19 protein-coding genes, 1 tRNA gene and 1 other RNA gene are annotated in these 18,347 nt (G+C 40.4%); 9 read left to right on the top strand and 12 right to left on the bottom strand.

The genetic code is table 11. The features are described from left to right. Positions 1–561: a pyruvate flavodoxin oxidoreductase subunit gamma gene (locus ACWIUE_RS09895; RefSeq protein WP_454136586.1), complete on the bottom strand. Its 561-nt coding sequence runs from the start codon at positions 559–561 to the stop codon at positions 1–3. A gap of 140 nt (positions 562–701) precedes the next feature. Between ACWIUE_RS09895 and ACWIUE_RS09890 the strand changes: the two genes are divergently transcribed. From ACWIUE_RS09890 to ACWIUE_RS09870, 5 genes are all read left to right on the top strand, one after another. After that, the gene (locus ACWIUE_RS09890; RefSeq protein ID WP_454136585.1) at positions 702–1,553 is read left to right on the top strand and encodes a DNA ligase; all 852 of its coding nucleotides are present in this window, start codon (positions 702–704) and stop codon (positions 1,551–1,553) included. Next, a complete protein-coding gene (locus ACWIUE_RS09885; RefSeq protein ID WP_454136584.1) occupies positions 1,507–1,905 on the top strand; it encodes a hypothetical protein in 399 nt (132 codons plus the stop codon). The genes ACWIUE_RS09890 and ACWIUE_RS09885 overlap by 47 nt, the downstream gene beginning before the upstream one ends. A gap of 149 nt (positions 1,906–2,054) precedes the next feature. Beyond that, positions 2,055–3,206, top strand: a complete 1,152-nt coding sequence (locus tag ACWIUE_RS09880; protein WP_454136583.1) for a hypothetical protein — start codon at positions 2,055–2,057, stop codon at positions 3,204–3,206. Positions 3,207–3,297: 91 nt separating this feature from the next. Further along, positions 3,298–3,815: RNase P RNA component class A (gene rnpB / locus ACWIUE_RS09875), an RNA gene on the top strand. 101 nt (positions 3,816–3,916) lie between these two features. Beyond that, complete coding sequence (locus ACWIUE_RS09870) at positions 3,917–4,780, top strand: tetratricopeptide repeat protein (RefSeq protein WP_454136582.1); 864 nt, start codon at positions 3,917–3,919, stop codon at positions 4,778–4,780. Here the strand turns inward: ACWIUE_RS09870 and ACWIUE_RS09865 are convergent. Further along, positions 4,767–5,036: a hypothetical protein gene (locus ACWIUE_RS09865; protein WP_454136581.1), complete on the bottom strand. Its 270-nt coding sequence runs from the start codon at positions 5,034–5,036 to the stop codon at positions 4,767–4,769. The two genes, ACWIUE_RS09870 and ACWIUE_RS09865, sit on opposite strands and share 14 nt — an antisense overlap. Between ACWIUE_RS09865 and ACWIUE_RS09860 the strand changes: the two genes are divergently transcribed. From ACWIUE_RS09860 to ACWIUE_RS09845, 4 genes are read left to right on the top strand one after another with little or no spacing between them, the layout of a single operon-like run. Then, positions 5,030–5,221: a hypothetical protein gene (locus ACWIUE_RS09860; RefSeq protein WP_454136580.1), complete on the top strand. Its 192-nt coding sequence runs from the start codon at positions 5,030–5,032 to the stop codon at positions 5,219–5,221. The genes ACWIUE_RS09865 and ACWIUE_RS09860 overlap by 7 nt on opposite strands. Before the next feature lie 19 nt (positions 5,222–5,240). Next, the gene (locus ACWIUE_RS09855; RefSeq protein WP_454136579.1) at positions 5,241–6,149 is read left to right on the top strand and encodes a hypothetical protein; all 909 of its coding nucleotides are present in this window, start codon (positions 5,241–5,243) and stop codon (positions 6,147–6,149) included. Then, positions 6,146–6,664 carry a hypothetical protein gene (locus tag ACWIUE_RS09850; protein WP_454136578.1) on the top strand — a complete coding sequence of 173 codons (519 nt, stop codon included), beginning with the start codon at positions 6,146–6,148 and terminating at the stop codon, positions 6,662–6,664. The genes ACWIUE_RS09855 and ACWIUE_RS09850 overlap by 4 nt, the downstream gene beginning before the upstream one ends. Beyond that, the gene (locus tag ACWIUE_RS09845) at positions 6,661–7,224 is read left to right on the top strand and encodes a hypothetical protein (protein ID WP_454136577.1); all 564 of its coding nucleotides are present in this window, start codon (positions 6,661–6,663) and stop codon (positions 7,222–7,224) included. The genes ACWIUE_RS09850 and ACWIUE_RS09845 overlap by 4 nt, the downstream gene beginning before the upstream one ends. Positions 7,225–7,233: 9 nt before the next feature. On the opposite strand, the gene ACWIUE_RS09840 is transcribed toward ACWIUE_RS09845, so the two are convergent. From ACWIUE_RS09840 to ACWIUE_RS09795, 10 genes are all read right to left on the bottom strand, one after another. Further along, a tRNA-Met gene (locus ACWIUE_RS09840) sits at positions 7,234–7,311 on the bottom strand. A 175-nt stretch (positions 7,312–7,486) separates the two neighbouring features. Beyond that, positions 7,487–8,218: a sugar phosphate nucleotidyltransferase gene (locus ACWIUE_RS09835; RefSeq protein ID WP_454136576.1), complete on the bottom strand. Its 732-nt coding sequence runs from the start codon at positions 8,216–8,218 to the stop codon at positions 7,487–7,489. Beyond that, positions 8,215–9,321 carry a 2-aminoethylphosphonate aminotransferase gene (locus ACWIUE_RS09830; RefSeq protein WP_454136575.1) on the bottom strand — a complete coding sequence of 369 codons (1,107 nt, stop codon included), beginning with the start codon at positions 9,319–9,321 and terminating at the stop codon, positions 8,215–8,217. Before ACWIUE_RS09830 ends, ACWIUE_RS09835 begins: the two co-directional genes overlap by 4 nt. Position 9,322: 1 nt before the next feature. Then, entirely contained in the window at positions 9,323–10,417 is a 1,095-nt protein-coding gene (aepY, locus tag ACWIUE_RS09825; RefSeq protein ID WP_454136574.1) for a phosphonopyruvate decarboxylase, read from the bottom strand. Beyond that, entirely contained in the window at positions 10,404–11,321 is a 918-nt protein-coding gene (gene aepX / locus ACWIUE_RS09820) for a phosphoenolpyruvate mutase (RefSeq protein WP_454136573.1), read from the bottom strand. The genes aepY and aepX overlap by 14 nt, the downstream gene beginning before the upstream one ends. A 4-nt stretch (positions 11,322–11,325) precedes the next feature. Beyond that, entirely contained in the window at positions 11,326–11,730 is a 405-nt protein-coding gene (locus ACWIUE_RS09815) for an adenylyltransferase/cytidyltransferase family protein (protein ID WP_454136572.1), read from the bottom strand. Positions 11,731–11,740: 10 nt separating this feature from the next. After that, a complete protein-coding gene (locus tag ACWIUE_RS09810) occupies positions 11,741–13,009 on the bottom strand; it encodes a sulfatase-like hydrolase/transferase (protein ID WP_454136571.1) in 1,269 nt (422 codons plus the stop codon). After that, positions 12,949–14,961 carry a YidC/Oxa1 family membrane protein insertase gene (locus ACWIUE_RS09805; protein WP_454136570.1) on the bottom strand — a complete coding sequence of 671 codons (2,013 nt, stop codon included), beginning with the start codon at positions 14,959–14,961 and terminating at the stop codon, positions 12,949–12,951. Before ACWIUE_RS09805 ends, ACWIUE_RS09810 begins: the two co-directional genes overlap by 61 nt. Beyond that, positions 14,958–16,727, bottom strand: a complete 1,770-nt coding sequence (locus ACWIUE_RS09800) for a CDP-glycerol glycerophosphotransferase family protein (RefSeq protein WP_454136569.1) — start codon at positions 16,725–16,727, stop codon at positions 14,958–14,960. Before ACWIUE_RS09800 ends, ACWIUE_RS09805 begins: the two co-directional genes overlap by 4 nt. Before the next feature lie 65 nt (positions 16,728–16,792). Next, on the bottom strand, positions 16,793–18,347 hold a 1,555-nt coding region (locus tag ACWIUE_RS09795), incomplete at its 5' end, for a sulfatase-like hydrolase/transferase (protein ID WP_454136568.1).

The raw sequence follows: 18,347 nt of genomic DNA, 5'->3' as shown, positions 1-18,347 counted from the left end.
TTACTTTACTTCGTTATATGCGCGAGTTATCGCTTCCATATTTTTGTCAATCACCGCTTGTGGCAATTTTTTGCCAAGCACTTTTTTAAAAGATTCCTTAAAAAATTCCAAATCCAACATTCCGCTAACCTTCATCAAAGCCCCCAACATCGGCGCATTTGGGATAGGTTTGCCAAGCGTTTCTTGTGAGATTTTTATGCAATCAAGCACAAAAATTTCTTTGCCTTTTAGCTCTGGTTTTCGCGCGATTAGCTCATCTTTGCTTAAATGCGTGGTGATGATATATTTTGTGCTATCCTTTTCAAACTCACAAATATTTGTGATAAAAGTAAGTCCCGGGTCGATGACTAGGACATAATCTGGATTCATAAACTTTTCGTGATTCAAAATCGCACTATCATCGATTCGATTATACGCAGTCATCGCCGCACCGCGCTTTGCTGAGCCATAAAAGGCAAATGCTTGGACTTGTTTGCCTGTCTGAGACACCACATCTGCCAAACCTTTCGCACCCGTTACCGCGCCCTGCCCAGCGCGAGAATGCCACCTAATTTCTAACATATTATCTCCCTTCGTTAAAAAATATGAAATGCGATTGTATAATTTCGCTACTTAAAAAAATATTTATTATATAAAATTTGGTATTTTGCATTGCGAAATGTGTTTCGTTTTGTGTAATTTTGTAATTTTTGGAGCGAAATATGAAAAAATTTCTTGTATTTTTGGCGATTTTTGGGCGGATTTTTGCGCTAGATTCTGCGGATTCGGATTTAAGATTTGCGAATTTAGATTCGCTAAAATTTCTAAAAAACGCAGAATCTTACGCTGTTAGCGAGAAATTTGATGGCGTTCGTGGCATTTGGGATGGACAGACAATGTTTAGCAAACGCGGCAAGAAATTCGCAATCCCGCCTTGTTTCGCGCAGAATCTAGCGGTTTTAGGTTTGCAAAAGGGCGAGTTTGTGGAGGGCGAACTTTGGATTGATTATGGTGAGTTTGAAAAAATCAGTGCTTTGATTCGGCAAAAAAGTCCTTCGTGCGCGGATTTTAAGCAAGTGAAATATTTGATTTTTAATGCGAAGTTGAATGAATCAAGCGATTTTTTGGCGAATCTATCGACAATTCAAAGCATTTTAGATTCGCATAAAATAGCGCAAATTAGGACAATAAAGCAATATAAATTTAGCGACACAAGCGAAGTGGGCGATTTTTTTAATGCAATAATCGCAAAGGGCGGTGAGGGCGTGATTTTACGAAACTCACACATCGCCTTAAAGTTAAAAGCAAGGCACGATGCCGAGTGCAAAATCATCGATTTCACGCGTGGCAAGGGGCGTTTGAGCGATAAAGTGGGGGCGATTGTGTGCGAGAGTTTGGCGGATAAAAATAGCGGGATTTCAAAAGGCACGATTTTTCGCATAGGCAGTGGTTTAAGCGATGAAATGCGCGCCAATCCGCCTAAAATAGGGACGATTATCACATATCAATTTAGTGGCATTAGCAAAAATGGAGTGCCAAAACATACGCGCTTTTTACGCATTTATGGGGATTAGGTGGGCAATTCGCCTTTGGGTATTCATTCCGCAGATTTGGCGAATCGCCACAAGGCACGGACACAAAGTCCGCTATCCTTGTGTCGATTCGCCAAAAACTACGAAAGCAACACCGCAAAATACTTCGATTGTTAGTAACGGCACACTAGATTCTACGATTTTCGTGCGAATCGCAGAATCTAAAATAGATTCGTCATTGCGAGCGAGCGAAGCGAAAACAACGAAGCGTCTGTGCGAAGCACCGACCCACACTTGCAAATCCACAATAAAAATTAAAAAAATAGATTGCCACGATTCTGCTTCGCAGAATCTCGCAATGACAGATTATTTTTTATTTTACCCACCCCCTTAATCCCCCTCCGCAAGGGAGGGGGAAATAAAAAGCAGATTCTGCGAATATTTTGCAATACTTTGCGTAAAATTTAAAATTTTATTGATAAAAGTAAAAAATTTTGCTTTAATTTTATCGCTTCATTAAATTTTAACATTCGGAGGTATAAAATGAAGAAGATTTTGATTAGTGCAGTGGCGGCAGGGGCGTTGCTTGGGCAACTTAGCGCGTTTGAAGTGCTAAAAGACGGGGAGAAAAGTTTAGAAGTCATCGGTATGGCAAAGGCTGTGGTGGGCTATGGATATAATTTCAGCAAAGCCACAGGGACAAAATTGCAAAGAGGCACATATCCTAGCGAGTTTATCTACGGCATTCAGGGGAACTCACGCATTGGATTAAAGGCGAGCTATGGAAATGTATTTGGCGCGGCGATTTTAGGTGCAGGGGAAGCCACTCTTTATGGCGACAAAAGTAACACAGGCGGTTTTCGTAATCTATATTTAGGATATGATTTTGGCGATGCAGGGAAAATCTTAGCTGGTAAAAATGAGCTAGTTACCACAATGGGCGGATTTTCAAGCTCTATCTTTGATACTGAAAGCGGACTTCAAGGATTTGGTGGCACAAGCACAAGCACAAGACGCTTTCAAGTCGCATATATGTTTGATGGTGTGACAGTCGCAGTTAGCGAAAATGATGTAAGTGATATCGATAAACTTGGCAATAAATCTGTCCCACGATTCTCCGTAGGATATGATTATAGCGCAGATGGACTAACTGCAAAAGTCGCAGCTTCTTACACTTATGCAAGTAGAAAGGCAACTGCACACATCGCATATTTCGCCGCTGGTGCAAAATATGATTTGGGTGGTAGCTATGTATCTGGTTTGATAAACTATGGGCTAAACTCGCAGTTAGTGGGTGAAAGCAAAATCAACAATCCTAGCTTATCTCGTGGCTATGGAAATGTTGCTGTTGCTGATGAAAAAGATTTCAAATTAGGTGGCACAAGCAATAATACTCATCTTGTCGGCGTAGCATTAGAGTATGGAATGAATATAAATGATGATTTAGGACTAAAAGTCGGTGCGGGGTATCAATACGCCACAAAAGCCACAAAAGCAGAAGCGAAAGTCGGCACAGGCATTTTGAACTCTTATAGCGCATTTGTGCAGTTGCCATATAATGTCGGCAAAGGATTTTCTATAATCCCACAAGTGGGCTATTTAGGCACTACAACTTCTAGCAAAGCTGACAACAAAACAACCTACACAAACAAAGGCAATGTGTTAGCAGAAGTGCTATTTAACTTGGTATTCTAAATCCGCTAAAACTTCGTTTCATTATGTGAGATTCTGCGGAATCTCGCATAAAACCGCTAAATTTTGATATAATTCACACTCCCCAAAGTGCAGGGTGTGGTGGGCGACTGATTTTGCGTGCGTTGCGCCAAAATAGGAAAGTCTGGACTACTGAGATTAGGATTCCATTTAACGAATGGCTACCGAAAGGTAAGGGAAAGTGCAACAGAAAGCAAACCGCCGAAGTTATGATTATGTCGCGCGGAAGTATTTTGAGTGGATTTCGTGGGTTGTGCCGAAAAATTCGAGCGAAAATAGAACTTAATGGTTCATTGAGCGAGAATTTTTCAAACTCCCGCAAAATCCGCCAAAAGACAATCGCGCCAAACTTTGGTAAGGGTGAAAGGGTGGGGCAAGAGCCCACCGAATTTTAAGCAATTAAAATTGCCGGCAAACCCAATCCGTAGCAAGAATGGCAGGTTAGAAATCTCGCATTTAAGCCATTCGCTGTGAGCGTCATTGTGAAATGCGCCATTAGATAAATAGTCGCTATGCGTGGCAATCTGCGCTATGGCAAACGCCAAACGCGCCACCACGCAACAGAATCCAGCTTACAGCCACACCTCCCTTTGGGGAAACTTTTATAGATTCTGCGCAGAATCTGCATTTTTTTGAAATCCTTTGGCATTATTTTTGCTTTTAAAAATCAAAATCCACATTTTGGAGCGAAAATGAAAAAAATCATCTTAATTTTGGCATTTGCAATCCCGCTTTTTAGCGCGAGTAGCGCGACAAACGCAGCTATCGCACTAGCGCAAAAAGGCAACTACGCAGAAGCCTTCAATCTTTTCAAAAAAGCCTGTGATGAAGTGGGCGATTCGGACGGGTGCTTGGGGCTTGGGCTAATGTATATGTATGCGATTGGCACAAATGGCGACAATCAAAAGGCGTTGCAATATTATCGCAAGGCGTGTAGTGGCGGAAATGCCCTTGCTTGCTCAAATCTCGCCTCCATTTATGACAATGGTAGCGAACAAATCCCGCAAGACAAGCTAATGGCAAGTGAGCTGTATATGGTGGGTTGCAGTGGTGGCGATGTTTTTGCGTGTAACAATTTGGGCTATATGTTTGCAAACGGCATTGGCGTGAAAAAAGACTACTTCAAAAGTCTGCAATATTACAAATTTGCTTGCGATTCGGGCAGTGCGCTTGGGTGCTATAATCTGGGACTTTTAAGCAATACTTACAATATTTTTGGGCTAAATAAGGACAAATTGGGATTGGTGGATTTGAATTTTGTGGCGTGCAATCAGGGCGATTTAATCGGCTGTGCGAATTTGGGCTATCTGTATGCCTCCGGCAAACACGGCGCACCAAAAAGCGCATTTAACGCCGTAAAATACCTAAATATCGCGTGTGAAGGCGGGATTTTAAGCTCGTGCAATAATTTGGGCGTGATGTATGAAAATGGCAATGGTGTGCGCCAAAACTATGAAAAGGCGTTAGAATTGTATGGAATCGCGTGTGATAGGGGATTGAATGGGGCGTGCGTGAATTATAAATACTTAAATCGAAAAATTTTCAGCGCACCTTGAAAAAAGCGCGTTGTCTTTTTGACGCTTTTGCGGGATTCTGCGCTCTCAACTGCTCGATGAACCCATCAGTTCTATCTCGCAGTTTCGAGCTTGAAAACCCACAAAATCGCCTAAAAATACTTCCGCGCGGGGCGTTTTTGAGTTTAGATTCTGCGATTTTTGTGTGAATCGCAGAATCTAGCAAAAATTCGCGAATTTCGCAGAATCTAAATAGAGATTCTTCGCTTCGTGCTTCGACTTCGCGCGAGAATGACAAAATGGATTGCCGCGTTCGCTACGCTCACTCGCAATGACGAGGAAATGGATTGCTTCGTTGTGGCTTCGCCACTGCCTCGCAATGACGGCGCGGGGGCAGATTCTGCGCTTCCAAATGTGTTTCCAAATGCGTTTCAAAAAAGGAATGCGGATTGCTTAAAATTACGCAATATTCGCAGAATCTAAACTCAAAAAGGACGCTAATTTGTTAGGATTTTTAGGCAGATTGTATCAAAAAGTCATCATTTCTATTGACATTGATTTGCAGATTTGCAGGGTTAAAATCGCCCACCCAAAGAATGCCGAGCATAATGAATCCAAAACATTTCGCACGGTAAATGGCGACTTGCCCATCGAGGCGGCAAAATACATTCGCCACATTCAAAATCGCTATCCATTTACCTATATTGCGACTATTTCGCGTGTGGCAAAGCAGGGATTGATAGAGGGCAATAAACTCAAAAAGTTCGAGGATTTCTCGCTCAATCCGCACAAACTGCTGATTATGCTACTTAATAAAAAGTGGTTTGTGTATATTGACAAGGATGAAATGGCGCACTTTAAGGGGAAGTTTAGCAAGGTGCGGGGGGCGGACTTTATCTTTTCGCCATTTTGCCTTGTGTATGAGAAAATCAAATCGCGCCTAGATTCTGCGAAAAAACTCTATATTTTGCAAGAAAATACCACCTGCACGCTTTTAATCGCGGATATTGAGGGCGTTTATTTTGGCAACTACATAATTTTTTCACAAGATTCTGCCAAAAGCGCAGAATCTAGCGAGGTTGTAAAGTTTGAGACGATTGAAGAGATAGATGATACAAATGAAAATATCATCATAAAAGACTTTGAAAAAGGCGATGAAGTGGCAAATCTAAGCGACTTAAATATCGCAAATACGCTCATTGCCACCATCAAAGAAACGCTAAATAATTTCTACAAAGATGAGCGATATGCAAGCGATTTTATCGAGGAACTGCTGATTTTGGATGCGTGCGGGATTAGCGACTACTCAATCACGCATTTGACGAATAATATAATGATGGAAACGCAGTTTTTGCGCGTGGATGCGTGCGATGAGATTGAGAAATTAGCAAAAATGGAGTTAAAGTTATGAAATATAGTTTCACCCACCCACTGCCAAAGTCCATCATCTCGCACCAAACGAAAATTTGGATTTTCTATATCGCAATAAGCGTGGGGATAATTTATGGTTATGGCGTATATTTGGATTATCAAATAAAGACGATAAAGTCCCACGCGCAACTCTCAAATACGCAAATTGACGGGCAGGATGAAAGCATTAGCGCGCTAAATAATACCCTAAATAAAATGCGCACCGAAATCAAACTCGAAGCGCAGAATCTCGCCCATAACAAAGACTTATCCGATGCGCTGATAAAGATTTTTGATTTAGTGCCAAATCAAATTACGATAAATTTTATGCGCTTAGATGAAAATTCCCTTATGCTAAAAGGCACAACGCCCACGCGGGAGGCGTATTCCTTTTTACTAGAAGCACCGCTTAGGGCGGTTTTTGACACGACTCGCGCGGACTTTTACGCACTGCCAAATGGGTGGTTTAACTTCACTTCAATTAGCAAAAATCAAAGTAATTTGGGGGCGAGATGAGGGATTTCATCGAAAGCATTGATTGGAGTAAAAATATCGTTTTTTTGCTTTTGTATGCGGGGATTTTGGTGGCGTGTGCTTCGCTTTATTTGCTGCCTGTGATGGATAGTTACAAATCCGCCGTTACGGAGTTGCGAAAGACGGATATTTTAAAAACGCAATTAGATTCTGCGATTAGCGCGCTGAAAGCGGAGCAAGAGGCGTTTTTAAGTGAGAATGCGGAGGTTTTCACAAAACTGCAAAAATCGCCCGATAAAAGCGAGATTACAAAATACGCAAATAAATACCTAAAAGATATAAAAATCGCAGAATCCACCGCAGAATCCACAGAAAACATAACAATCCACACTTTTAAAATCAGTGGCAAATCGCAGAATCTAGGCAAAATCAAAGACTTAACCGCAAATATCTCCACACTCCAAAATAGCGCGAAAATCGCCTTCCCGCTCACAATCCGCAAAGAAAAAAACACGCTTTTTGTAGAAATATCAGTGGAAGTTTATAGCAAAAAGGAAAGCGCACAAGATACGCAAAGTGAAAATTTGATGAGTAAAGAATGATTGCAAAAGTGGTGTCAAGGGGGAGACTTGAACTCCCGACCTCCGGCTTATGAGACCAGCGCTCTAAACCAGCTGAGCTACCCTGACTTTAAACCTGAAATGCGTTAAAATGTAAAAATTTGAAAAACCGCAATTATGCCCTAATTTTATATAAAAAGTCAATTAGATTCTGCGGATTTGATTTGATTTGCAGAATCTTGCAATAACAAAAAGCGCACTAGATTCTGCGAATCGCAGAATCTGGCGCAGAATCTACGCAATTTTACTCCCCTATCATTTCCCAAACTTCGCGAATGACTTTCTCATCTCCATCGCATAGCGCGATGATTTCATCTACGCTTAAATTTTTTTCAATCAACGCATCTTTTATTGAATCTATTTCAAAAACCACATTTGGAATTTTTGTTAGATAAATGGGGTGGGCGTGAATCAAATTATAGATTACATCCTCCCAAAAATAATTATCTTTTGCTTCTGGCAAATTTTCGCGCACTGCCCTTGCCATATCGCCACATAAATACATCATCCCCGTATCGCCATAACCGCTCGTAGAATCTTTTACCACCTTTATGATTTTGCCCTTCTCATCGCAAATATATCCGTCCTCTTTGCCTTTGGTGATTTGTTTAGCGATGATTTGCGAAACTCCGCTTTTGATATATTTAAAAATATTATCTTTTATAAAAATATCGCCGTTAATGATTAGCGCATCATCTAATATATCGCGCACCAAATTTAGCGAACTCGCACTATTTTTGTGCTCATACTCGCTAGAAATTACTTTTTTTAAATGATATTTCGCCACGAGATTATCAAATGCTTGGTGTTTATATCCTGTGATGATTATTATATCTTTTATGCCGTTTGTGTGAAAAAATTTGATATTTCGCTCTAAAAGTGTTTCGCCTTTTATTTTTAGCAAAGGTTTTGGAAACTTTAACGAGAGCGGATATAATCTAGTGCCTTTTCCAGCGGCAAGTATAATTCCTTTCATTGTGCTAAATAACCTATGTTTTTTAAATATCGCTCTAAAACCTTTAAAAAATCTGCTATGTCATTTTTATCAATAGCACCGATATTTGCAACCCTAAAAGTATCAAATGATGAAACTTTGCCCGGATAGATTGTGAAATTTCGCTCATAAAGATAATCGTGCATCGCATCAAAACTATATTTTGCGCATTTTGGTTCATAAATTGCGGTGATGATTTTGGATTGACAATTTTTATCTAACAACAATTTTAGATTTAATTTTTCGCAACCATTTATTAAAGTTTGCCAAGATTCTGTGTATCGCTTGTGGCGATTTTCAATGCCCTCTTCAAGCGTTTCGATTATCGCTTGTTTTAAAGCATATAGAGTTTGCACAGGTGGGGTGAATCGCATTTGCTTTGTTGTGGTAAAATATTTATATTGCGCATATAAATCCAAATAGAGACTTTTTGCCTTTGTGCCTTTTAAATTTTCAAGCGAATCTTTTTTGCAAATCACAAATACAACTCCTGCCATCCCTTGAATATTTTTATTTGAACTAGCGATTAGAAAATCAATATTTGATTTTTCCATATCTATGGGAATTCCAGCGTAAGAACTCATTGCATCCACCACGAACTTCGCGCCATATTTTTTAGAGAGTGCGCCAATGCGATTTATATCATTTAGTAATCCCGTGCCTGTTTCATTATGCACGGCGCAAATATAATCAAATCTATGATTGTTTAGGGTCATTTCCAAATCATCAAAATTTATGGGCTTTATAATATCGCTTTTAAACTCCGTAAAATCTGCGTTATATGTTCGCAGAATCTGTGCCATCCTTTCGCTGTAAGAACCATTATTTATAACCAAAATCTTTTTATTATCGCAAATGGAGGACAAAACCGCCTCCACTCCAGCACTGCCAGAACCACCAAAAAGAACACTTACAAAATCTTTATTATTTGCCACAAAATCCGTTAGCTTTTCGCTTATAAATTCCATCACTTCGCCAAATTCTTTTTCTCTCGGACAAATATCGCTTACCACTTGCGCCATTTTTACAGAATCGCTTGTAGTGGCGGGTCCGGGATTTAGTAAGATTTTTCGTTCTATTTTCATTTTAATTTTCCTTTACAAATTTCATAAACGCCATTTTATTTTCTTTTGGATTTTCCTTTGGGCGACCTAAATCTTTTCGATTGCCCTTTTTTACGCAAATTTCAAGTATTGAAGGGCAATTAGATTCTGCGAATTTCTCCCAAATATTTTCAATTTCATTTAGATTTTGTGCTTTAAAAAATTCATACCCGCAACCTTTGGCAATTTGTGCTAGATTCACACTATCCATAGCCGTCCGTTGTCCGCCCACCGAATCGTGTGCTTCATTGTTAAAAACAATGTGCTTAAAATTTGGCAGTTTTTTTGAGGCAATCACGGGCAACGCTCCCAAGTGCATCAAAAGCGCACCATCGCCATCAAAGCAAAAGATTCTGCGATTAGGTTTATTTAGCGCGATTCCAAAGGCAATCGATGAAGCGTGCCCCATAGACCCTACGACTAAAAAGTCCTTTTCGTGCGTTTTGCGATTTTCATACAATTCGCGTGAAATCATTCCCGTTGTGGAGACTACAATATCATCACTTCGCATTAAAGAAATGACCTTTTTTATCGCCTCTTCTCGTGGCAGTGAAAAATTATTCGCAGAATCTACCTTTTTGTAAGATTCAAATGTGCCTTTTTGGACCACAAAAGCAAAGGGTTTATTTGTGGCATTCATATATTTAAACGCACTGCCAATCTGCGCCAAATCTTGCAAAATCTCATATTTCACGCCCATCGCCTCCAATAGTGGCAAAGTTAGTTTGCCTTGCGTTTCGTGTTGCGGTTCATCTTTTACATTTGGTTCACCACGCCACCCGATAAGTAGAAGTGCTGGGATATTATAAACTTCGCTATCCATCAAAGATAGCAGGGGATTTACAATGTTACCAAGTCCAGAATTTTGCATATAAACTAGTGCGATTTTATTTGTCGCTAGATAATGCCCTGCTGCAAGTGCGAGCGCGTTGCCTTCATTTGCGGTAATGATATGATTTTTATCGCTAACGCTTTGCGAAACACAAGCACAAAAATCTTTTAGCAAACTATCTGGCACTCCGCAAAATAACTCTACGCCGTGTGCCACAAGCGATTGATAAAATTCATTTGCGTTCAATGACTTTGCCTCCCGGGATTAGATTGATAATATCTTTGATTGACATACAATATTGTTCATCTGCTTCTTTTGCCCTGTGGTGCGTTAAAATCGACTTTGCGACATTTACCATCGCAGGATATGCGGCACGAAGCATTTGATTTGCATAAATCACCACGCTAATGCCATTTTCGATGAGTTCTTTTTCGGTAATATGCGAGTAAGATGATGGCACGACAACTAGGGGTTTTTTATTTGGTAACGAAGCATAAATCCTTGCAAATTCTTTAATCTCATCAAAACTTTTTTTGCGAGAGTGAATCATAATGCCATCTGCCCCTGCTTCTAAATATGCTTTTGCGCGAGTTATGGCGTCATCCATACCTTTTTCTAAAATTAGCGATTCGATTCGTGCGATAATCATAAAATTTTTAGTGATTTGATTTGCCTTGCCAGAGGCGATTTTATCGCAGAAATTTTCAATACTATCTTGCTCTTGTGCTACTTCTGTGCCAAAAAGCGAGTTTTTCTTTAAGCCAATTTTATCTTCGATAATAATCGCACTAACGCCAAGTCGCTCTAATTCGCGCACCGTGAATACAAAATGCTCTGCTGGACCACCACTATCGCCATCATAAATAATTGGTTTTGTCGTTACATCTAAAATTTCGCTTAATGCAGCGATTCGCGTTGAAGCGTCTAAAAAGCCATTATCTGGTTTTGCTTTTGCGCTAGATTGTGTGAGAGATGAAATCCACAGCGCATCAAATTCGCACTCTACGCCATTATTTTCAATCATCGTTTGTTCTACAATTAACCCGCTCAAACCATTATGCGCCTCCATAACGCGCACAATATCTTTGGCATTTAGCAATCGATGAAGTCTTGCACTGCGAATCTCTGGCGTAACGCCAATTTCGCGCATTGCGTTATTGATAAGCGTTGATGAAATCCCTTGCGTGTAGGGGACTTCTATTAAAGCCCCCCCCCCATTTTGATAATGTCTCTATGACTTTTTGGCGAATTTCTGCTTGAAATCCCACCTTCCAATCATCGCCGTGAACCACAAAATCAGGTTTGATTTTTTCTAGATTCTGCGTGTAATCAAGCGTGTCTTGCATTACCACTTCGCTTACACCCTTAACTGACTCCATAATTATTTTTCGCTGTTCGTAATTCATATAAGGCAGTCGCCAAAACTTCGCCACCGCTTTATCAGTCAGCAGTCCAATGATGACTTCGCCATATTTTGCCGCTGTGGCGATGATATTTAAATGCCCCGGGTGGAGTAAATCCGCTCCCATACTCACATAAACTTTCTTTTTTTTCTCCATTTCGCCCCCTTTATTTCACATTCACAATGCCCTGCGTTTTGTCGCTGATATCCGTCCAATTTTTCGCTTCATAAATGCTATCGCTGACTTTATATGCCTTTGTGATATACCACGCATTTTTCTTGTGCTTTTGCAGCTGCCACGCAGAGGGAATTGTGTGGATTAACTCCCTATTTTGCGGATAATTTTGCAAGATATTTTGCCCCACATTTGGACATCCATTTGGCAGATTCGCACAAAAAATACTTGCTATATCAAAGTTTGCCATAAGGCGATTATCCACTTTTAGCGCACCACTCGCCCCAAAGTCCTTAAATAAAAATAGCGCGTCCGCGCGAGATGGGATAGGCATATTTACGCTATTGCCCCCGTGGTCGCTTATAACGAAAATCTGCGTATTATCATAAATCCCCGCATTTTTGAGATTCGCCACGAAATCGCTTAGATAGCGCAGGGCACACGCTTCTGTATCGTATTGCTGTGATGGATGCCCCTTTGCCTTGTGTGGATAGTCCTCCCACGCACTTTTGGTGCTGAAAAACTCGCATTTGTCGTCCTTAAAGTGCATTTGATATGGCGAATGTGTCATCATCGAGTGCAGATATTTAAAAGTAGGATTCGCAGAATCTACTCGCAAATTATGCGTAAATGCGTAAAAACTAGCACTATAATTTATCGATGCAAGCGCATTTAACAGACGCGAATCCTTGCTAAACAACCACCGCCCTTCGTTATAAACATCCGCGCGAAAATGCGTAGGCGCAATCTTAAAAAGTCCAAAGTTCAGCATTCTGCCAAGCATCGCGCCAAATGAATTGCTAGTATCCACATTTTGCAGTAATTTTTGCGTGTAAATGTAGTAATTCTTAAACGCGCCATCATCGGCATCGATAGCAAAAACGCCATTATTTAGCGCAAGTGCATTTGTTTTCGTGCCGACAAATGCCATTAGCGAAGTTTGAAATCCACCACGCGCAAAGGCATTTGCGCTATCTGCAAACGCAGAATCTATTTGTGCTGCGAGATTCTGCGCTCGCTTATTCATATTATAAACCGCGTAATACTCGCCACCAATTAGCGTAGCGATGGAATGCACCGTGCTATTTGTCGATGAAATCGCATTTGGATAAAGCGTCCATCCGTCTAACTGCGCCTTAAAATGCGAAAACTGCTCGAAAAGAAATGGCGTGTGCGAACCGCTAAATGCGTCTAAAACAATCACCACGATATTTTTGCCATTTTTGGAGTATGAAAAAAGCGGAGATTCTGCGTAGGGCAAAGGGGCGATATTTTCGATTTGGGGGGGGCAGAAATAAGTGCGTTTTGTGGCGATTCTGCGCTAGATTCTGCGTTTTTAGTGAAATTCGCAGAATCTACGATTTGTTCCCCCTCCCTTGCGGAGTTTGAATCCAAAAATTCCCCCTCCCTTGCGGAGGGGGTTAGGGGGTGGGTATTTGATTCTAACCTTTTATTTGCAATTTGCACCGCATTCACGCCACTTACGATAAATAAAGTCGCTAAAATTACCTGCATTGCACGCTTTAACTTTGTAAGCGCAAACGCCGTTAATGCAATGCCAAGCGACAAAACCATTATAAATTCAACGATTTGCCACGCACTTTTTTGTGGCGCAATTTGCAAAATAAAATGGTCCATCGCCCCATAATCGCCCACAAACACGAAACTATACGCAATCCCGCTAAACAAAATCACACTCAAAATAAACGCCACAAAGTTGCTAAACCGCCTTGCGATGAAACTTAACATATAAATCGCGCTAAATGAAATCAGCAGAAACGCCCCAAATAGCGCACTAAGCATTGCCTTTGTCTGCGAACTCTCAAACTGCGAAACATCGCTATTATAAAGCGCGTAGGGATTAAAAACGCAGATTAGAAACGAAATGCAAATGACGGCGTAAATGGCGGTTTGGCGATAGATTTTGGCATTTGCCTCGCGATAACTTTGAAAGCGCGAAATTACGCAAAGCAAAAGATACACGCCAAAAATAGCCCCCAAAATCGCGAAATAATAGATAAAGAGATTTTTAACAAAAGGCGTGTTATCCATCGTAAAATGCGCCACTCCAAGAAAATCGCCGTTTTTCAAATTTAGCGGTTTGTCGCTTAAAAACTGCAAATTGCGCTGATGATTGCCAAGCAGAGTCATCGCGCTAGAATCAATGCTTTTATCCCACGCAACGCCGATGATTTCAATGTCGCTAGTCATCGATTTAGAGCGCAAAAAGGGATTTAGCGCGTAGTGCATTTTCGCCTCGCCATTTTCTAGCGTGAGTTTTGCGCTGTGCGGGGCAGAGAGTTTGAGTGTGCCAAATGCAAGTAAAATCACTATTAAAAGCGCAGTTAGCGCAATGATAGATTTAAAAAGTCCCTTGCGGTGCGTGAAAAAGGTGGTGGATTTTATTTTGTTAGATTCTGCGAATTTATGTGAGATTCTGCGATTCACAGAATCTGCGTCATTTTCCGTCATTGCGAGATTCTGCGAAGCAGAATCGTGGCAATCCATATTTATTTGTTTCGCAGAATCTGCGGAATGATTATTAAAGAGCGAATTGCTAGAATTGCTACGCCATTTTGCCCACAATGCCCGTAACAACGAAAACGCCATATTTGTCGTCCAATATAATACTAACGCACTAGGCATTTGATAAAGTAGCACCAAAAAGATAAGCGAAATCACCGCACCTTGAATCTTCGCACCCCTATCTTTTGCCACAATCCACACATTTATAAGCGAAATAATTGTCATCAAAATGGGGAGCAAATGCACACCAAGCACATTGTCAGGCGCACTTAAATCAGCAATCCAAAGGAATGAAACGCCATTTAGCATTTCAGCATTTTTAATCACAAAATACATCGCATAAAAAAATGGTATTTGCACCGCCAATCCGCCCAAAGCACTCAAAGCATAAATAGGGTGGTAGTGATTTTGGCGATAGAGCGTTTGGGTAAAGGCAAAGAGTTTTGCTTTTTTATAAACGCTTTTCCACGCCTTTATGCGCGAATCTAGTCGCTTTTTGCGCTCCGCCTCAAACTCTGCTTTTTTGTCAGTTAGATTAAAGATTTTTAGCAAAAAGATATTTACCAAAAGACCTAAAATAATTATGCTAAATCCATAGGATTTTATCGCCATAAAGAGATTTGCAAGTATGAATCCAAGCACAGATTCAAGTGGAAAAATGAAAATGTAATATAGAAGTTCGCTCATTTTGCGTCCTTTTTGGGGGATTTTGCGATTTTTGTGCGATTCGCAGAATCTGCTCCCCCCTCCCGTGCGGATGGCAAATTCAAAACTCCCCCCTCCCTTGCGGAGGGGGCTAGGGGGTGGGTATTTTTTATTTTAGATTTTGCGAATTTGCGCAAGATTCTGCGATTCGCAGAATCTGCGATATTTTCCGTCATTGCGAGATTCTGCGAAGCAGAATCGTGGCAATCCAAATTTATTTGATTCGCAGAATTTGTTATATTTTCGCCATTTTTTTTATTAGATTCTGCGTTTGCAGAATCTACCCACCCCCTTTGTCCCCCTCCGCAAGGGAGGGGGAAATTTTGAGATTCTGCGTTTTGCAATAATTTATCCACCGCTAAAATTTGTTTATGCGTATAAATCTCTTCGCCCAAAGATTCTTCTAAAATGCGTTTGTGAATTTTGATGAGTTCGATTGCTGTGCGTTCCCCGCCACAACCTTGATAATGCCAAAGCAATTCTTTGTATTTGGCGCGATTTTGCGCTTGTAATTTATCTTTTAGCGTAGAATCTATAATGTCTTTTATGTTGCCAAAGTCGCTTGGCGCAATGCTTGTGCTAATCTCACGAAGTGCATTTGCTACCCACGGGGTTTTATGACTTGTATCCTCCAAATCATAGCCGATGACATTAAAGTGAAATTCTGCTGTGATAATAGGCTTACTAAACAGCGCGAGATAATCAAATAGCACACCTGAAAAATCGCCGATGATTAGACTAGATTGCGCAAATGCGTGGATATTATCCGTCCTATTGTCCCATTTTAGATTCTCATAATGTGAAGTTTGCGCGTGGAGCGAATCTAGCATTTCTTTTTCGCTGATATAGCTTTGCGGGTGAGGGCGAATGATAATGTGATAGCCTGAATCTAAAAGTGGTTTTAACAGATTCATTCCATATTTTGAGAGAAGTGCTTCGCGCCCCCAGCTTGGCGCAACCAAAATAATAGGGTAGTGCGTTTGTTTATCTTGTGATTGTGTTTCACGCAAATCTTTCACTTTCTCTGCCAAATAATCCAAATACGGACAACCAACGATTGCTACTTGCTTGTGCTTTAAGCCACGAATCTTTTCTACTTCGCGCAAAAAGTCCGTGTGAATGGGCGAATTTGTAAAAACACTATCAAAATAATCTAACGCAAAAATTTCATAATTATCAATATGTGGGAGCGAGTGCAAAATGTGGCAATAATGCTTCACGCCCTTACTTCGCTTCAACTGCAAAACATCAAGCTGTGGCGTAGTCATTAGACAAATATCCGCTTCAAGCGAATTTAGACGCGCAAAGGCTTTATTATCCGCGCCAATGCACTCAATATGCCCGAAATTGCTTTGAAATTCAAGCATCGGGTCGCGCTCATCGCTCGTATAATAAGTGTATGGGTAATGTAACCTTTCAAAAGCGTCAATTATGGGCTTAAAAAGCGAATAATATCGCTTGTCCTCCGCATAAATAACGATAGAATTTTGTGGGATTTGCGCTAAAAACGCAGAATCTGCGGTAGATTCTGCGTTTTTTGCTAGATTCTGCGACTTTTTGCGACTTAAAATCCTTCTACTGCCCCCCCCCATTTTGATTTTATAAAACGCACCTTTTAGAAAATACAGCAACGAAGCAAAAATCGCCACAATAGAGCTTAATAAAAGCGAACCCGTCCCCGGGTCCAAATATGCGTTTAGATTCTGCGAAAAAAGCAAGATTGCAAAAATTAATGGCAAAAATGGCAAAATATGTCCTTTTTTAAGATTTTTGAAATTTAAAAAACCGAAATTGTAGCATAAAAATTTTAATTTCACTCCAACTTTATTTCCTCCCAATTCTCCGCTTTGTAAATATCATTTCGCACACGATACGCCTTCTCTAAAATCCACTTATCACTTTTATGCTTCTCTAACTGCCAAAATTTTGGCATTGTGTGGATTAACTCCCTATTTTGCGGATAATTTTGCAAAATATTTGGCGCGACATTTGGACATCCATTTGGCAAATTCTCGCAAAAAATACTTGCAATATCATAGTTTGCCATCAAACGATTATCCACCTTCAACTCCCCACTCGCGCCAAAATCTTTGAATAAAAACAGCGCATCGGGGCGAGATGAAATAGGAATATTAATGCTATCAAATCCGCTGTGGTCGCTCACTACAAAAATCTGCGTATTATCATAAATCCCCGCATCTTTGAGCGATTTTATGAAATGCGAGAGATATTGTAACGCGCAAATTTCCGTATCAAAATGCTGAAAATATAGCGGTTGCAAATCCTTGCTTGTATTCATCTTTGCCTTGTGCGGATAGTCATCCCACGCAGTTTTGTCGCTAAAAAACCCGCATTTTTCGCCATCAAAATACATTCCATAGGGCAAATGCGTCATCATCGAGTGAAAATATTTAAATGTCGCCTTCGCAGAATCTACCTTCAAAATATGCGTAGCAGCGTAAAAAGTCGATGTGAAGTTTATCGCTTCAAGCGTATTTGTGACTTTTGGATTGCCCTTATTTAACCACAAACCATCATTATAAATTCTAGGGCGGAAAAATAGTTCAGGCGAAAAGCGGAAAATGCCAAAACTCAAAAGTTGTATTATTTGCGTGTATTTCGCAGAATCTCGCGCATTTGCAATCGCCAAAATCAACTCCCTATTTCTATCAATATAAAATCCGTGAAATTGATTTGCACTCGCATCGATGGCAAAAATGTGATTATTTGCGATATTTTTCGCACTTGTGCCGACAACAGGCATCATCGCCACGCTAAATCCATTCTCCCCAAAGATATTTCCAATCGCGCTAAACGCAGAATCTATTTGCTCTGCGAGATTCTGCGCCCTTTTATTCATATTATAAACCGCGTAATATTCCCCGCCAATAAGCGTTGCGGTGCTATGGATGGTGGAATTTGTCGTAGAAATCGCATTTGGAAAAAGTGTAAATCCATCTAACTGCGCTCTAAACTGCGGAAACTGCTCCAAAATAAAAGGCGTATGCGAACCGCTAAACATATCAAGCACCAAAACCACGATATTTTTGTCCGTTTTGGAGTATGAAAAAAGTTCATTTTGATAGGGTTTAGTATCAAGCATTTTTGCCTCTTTTGGAGTGTGCGAAATCGTGGCGATTTTATAAGCATTTAGCGCACTTAACACAAATAAAGTTAGCAATAAAATTTTCAAAACGCCACCTAATTTTTTTAAAAATACGCCCACGAAAATCACACTTCCAATCGCTGTGGCGATGAAAAATAGGTGTTTTTGCACTCTTAAATCTGGATTTTTAAAATTTAATTTTTGCAAAATAAATCTATCCATCGCTCCGTAATCGCCCACCAGCACGAAGCAATAAATAAAT

It is taken from the genome of Helicobacter sp. 23-1045, assembly GCF_053654655.1.
Note: the sequence above shows the minus strand (reverse complement) of the source record. Positions and strands in the feature narration are given on the sequence as shown.

Excerpts from the sequence above, each read along its gene's own strand:
- ACWIUE_RS09870 (WP_454136582.1), top strand. The coding sequence starts at position 3,917 with ATGAAAAAAATCATCTTAATTTTGGCATTTGCAATCCCGCTTTTTAGC.
- ACWIUE_RS09835 (WP_454136576.1), bottom strand. The coding sequence starts at position 8,218 with ATGAAAGGAATTATACTTGCCGCTGGAAAAGGCACTAGATTATATCCG.
- ACWIUE_RS09860 (WP_454136580.1), top strand. The coding sequence starts at position 5,030 with ATGACAAAATGGATTGCCGCGTTCGCTACGCTCACTCGCAATGACGAG.
- ACWIUE_RS09845 (WP_454136577.1), top strand. The coding sequence starts at position 6,661 with ATGAGGGATTTCATCGAAAGCATTGATTGGAGTAAAAATATCGTTTTT.
- ACWIUE_RS09830 (WP_454136575.1), bottom strand. The coding sequence starts at position 9,321 with ATGAAAATAGAACGAAAAATCTTACTAAATCCCGGACCCGCCACTACA.
- ACWIUE_RS09805 (WP_454136570.1), bottom strand. The coding sequence starts at position 14,961 with ATGAGCGAACTTCTATATTACATTTTCATTTTTCCACTTGAATCTGTG.
- aepX (WP_454136573.1), bottom strand. The coding sequence starts at position 11,321 with ATGCGCGAAATTGGCGTTACGCCAGAGATTCGCAGTGCAAGACTTCAT.
- ACWIUE_RS09850 (WP_454136578.1), top strand. The coding sequence starts at position 6,146 with ATGAAATATAGTTTCACCCACCCACTGCCAAAGTCCATCATCTCGCAC.
- ACWIUE_RS09815 (WP_454136572.1), bottom strand. The coding sequence starts at position 11,730 with ATGGAGAAAAAAAAGAAAGTTTATGTGAGTATGGGAGCGGATTTACTC.
- ACWIUE_RS09890 (WP_454136585.1), top strand. The coding sequence starts at position 702 with ATGAAAAAATTTCTTGTATTTTTGGCGATTTTTGGGCGGATTTTTGCG.
- ACWIUE_RS09880 (WP_454136583.1), top strand. The coding sequence starts at position 2,055 with ATGAAGAAGATTTTGATTAGTGCAGTGGCGGCAGGGGCGTTGCTTGGG.
- ACWIUE_RS09885 (WP_454136584.1), top strand. The coding sequence starts at position 1,507 with ATGGAGTGCCAAAACATACGCGCTTTTTACGCATTTATGGGGATTAGG.
- ACWIUE_RS09895 (WP_454136586.1), bottom strand. The coding sequence starts at position 561 with ATGTTAGAAATTAGGTGGCATTCTCGCGCTGGGCAGGGCGCGGTAACG.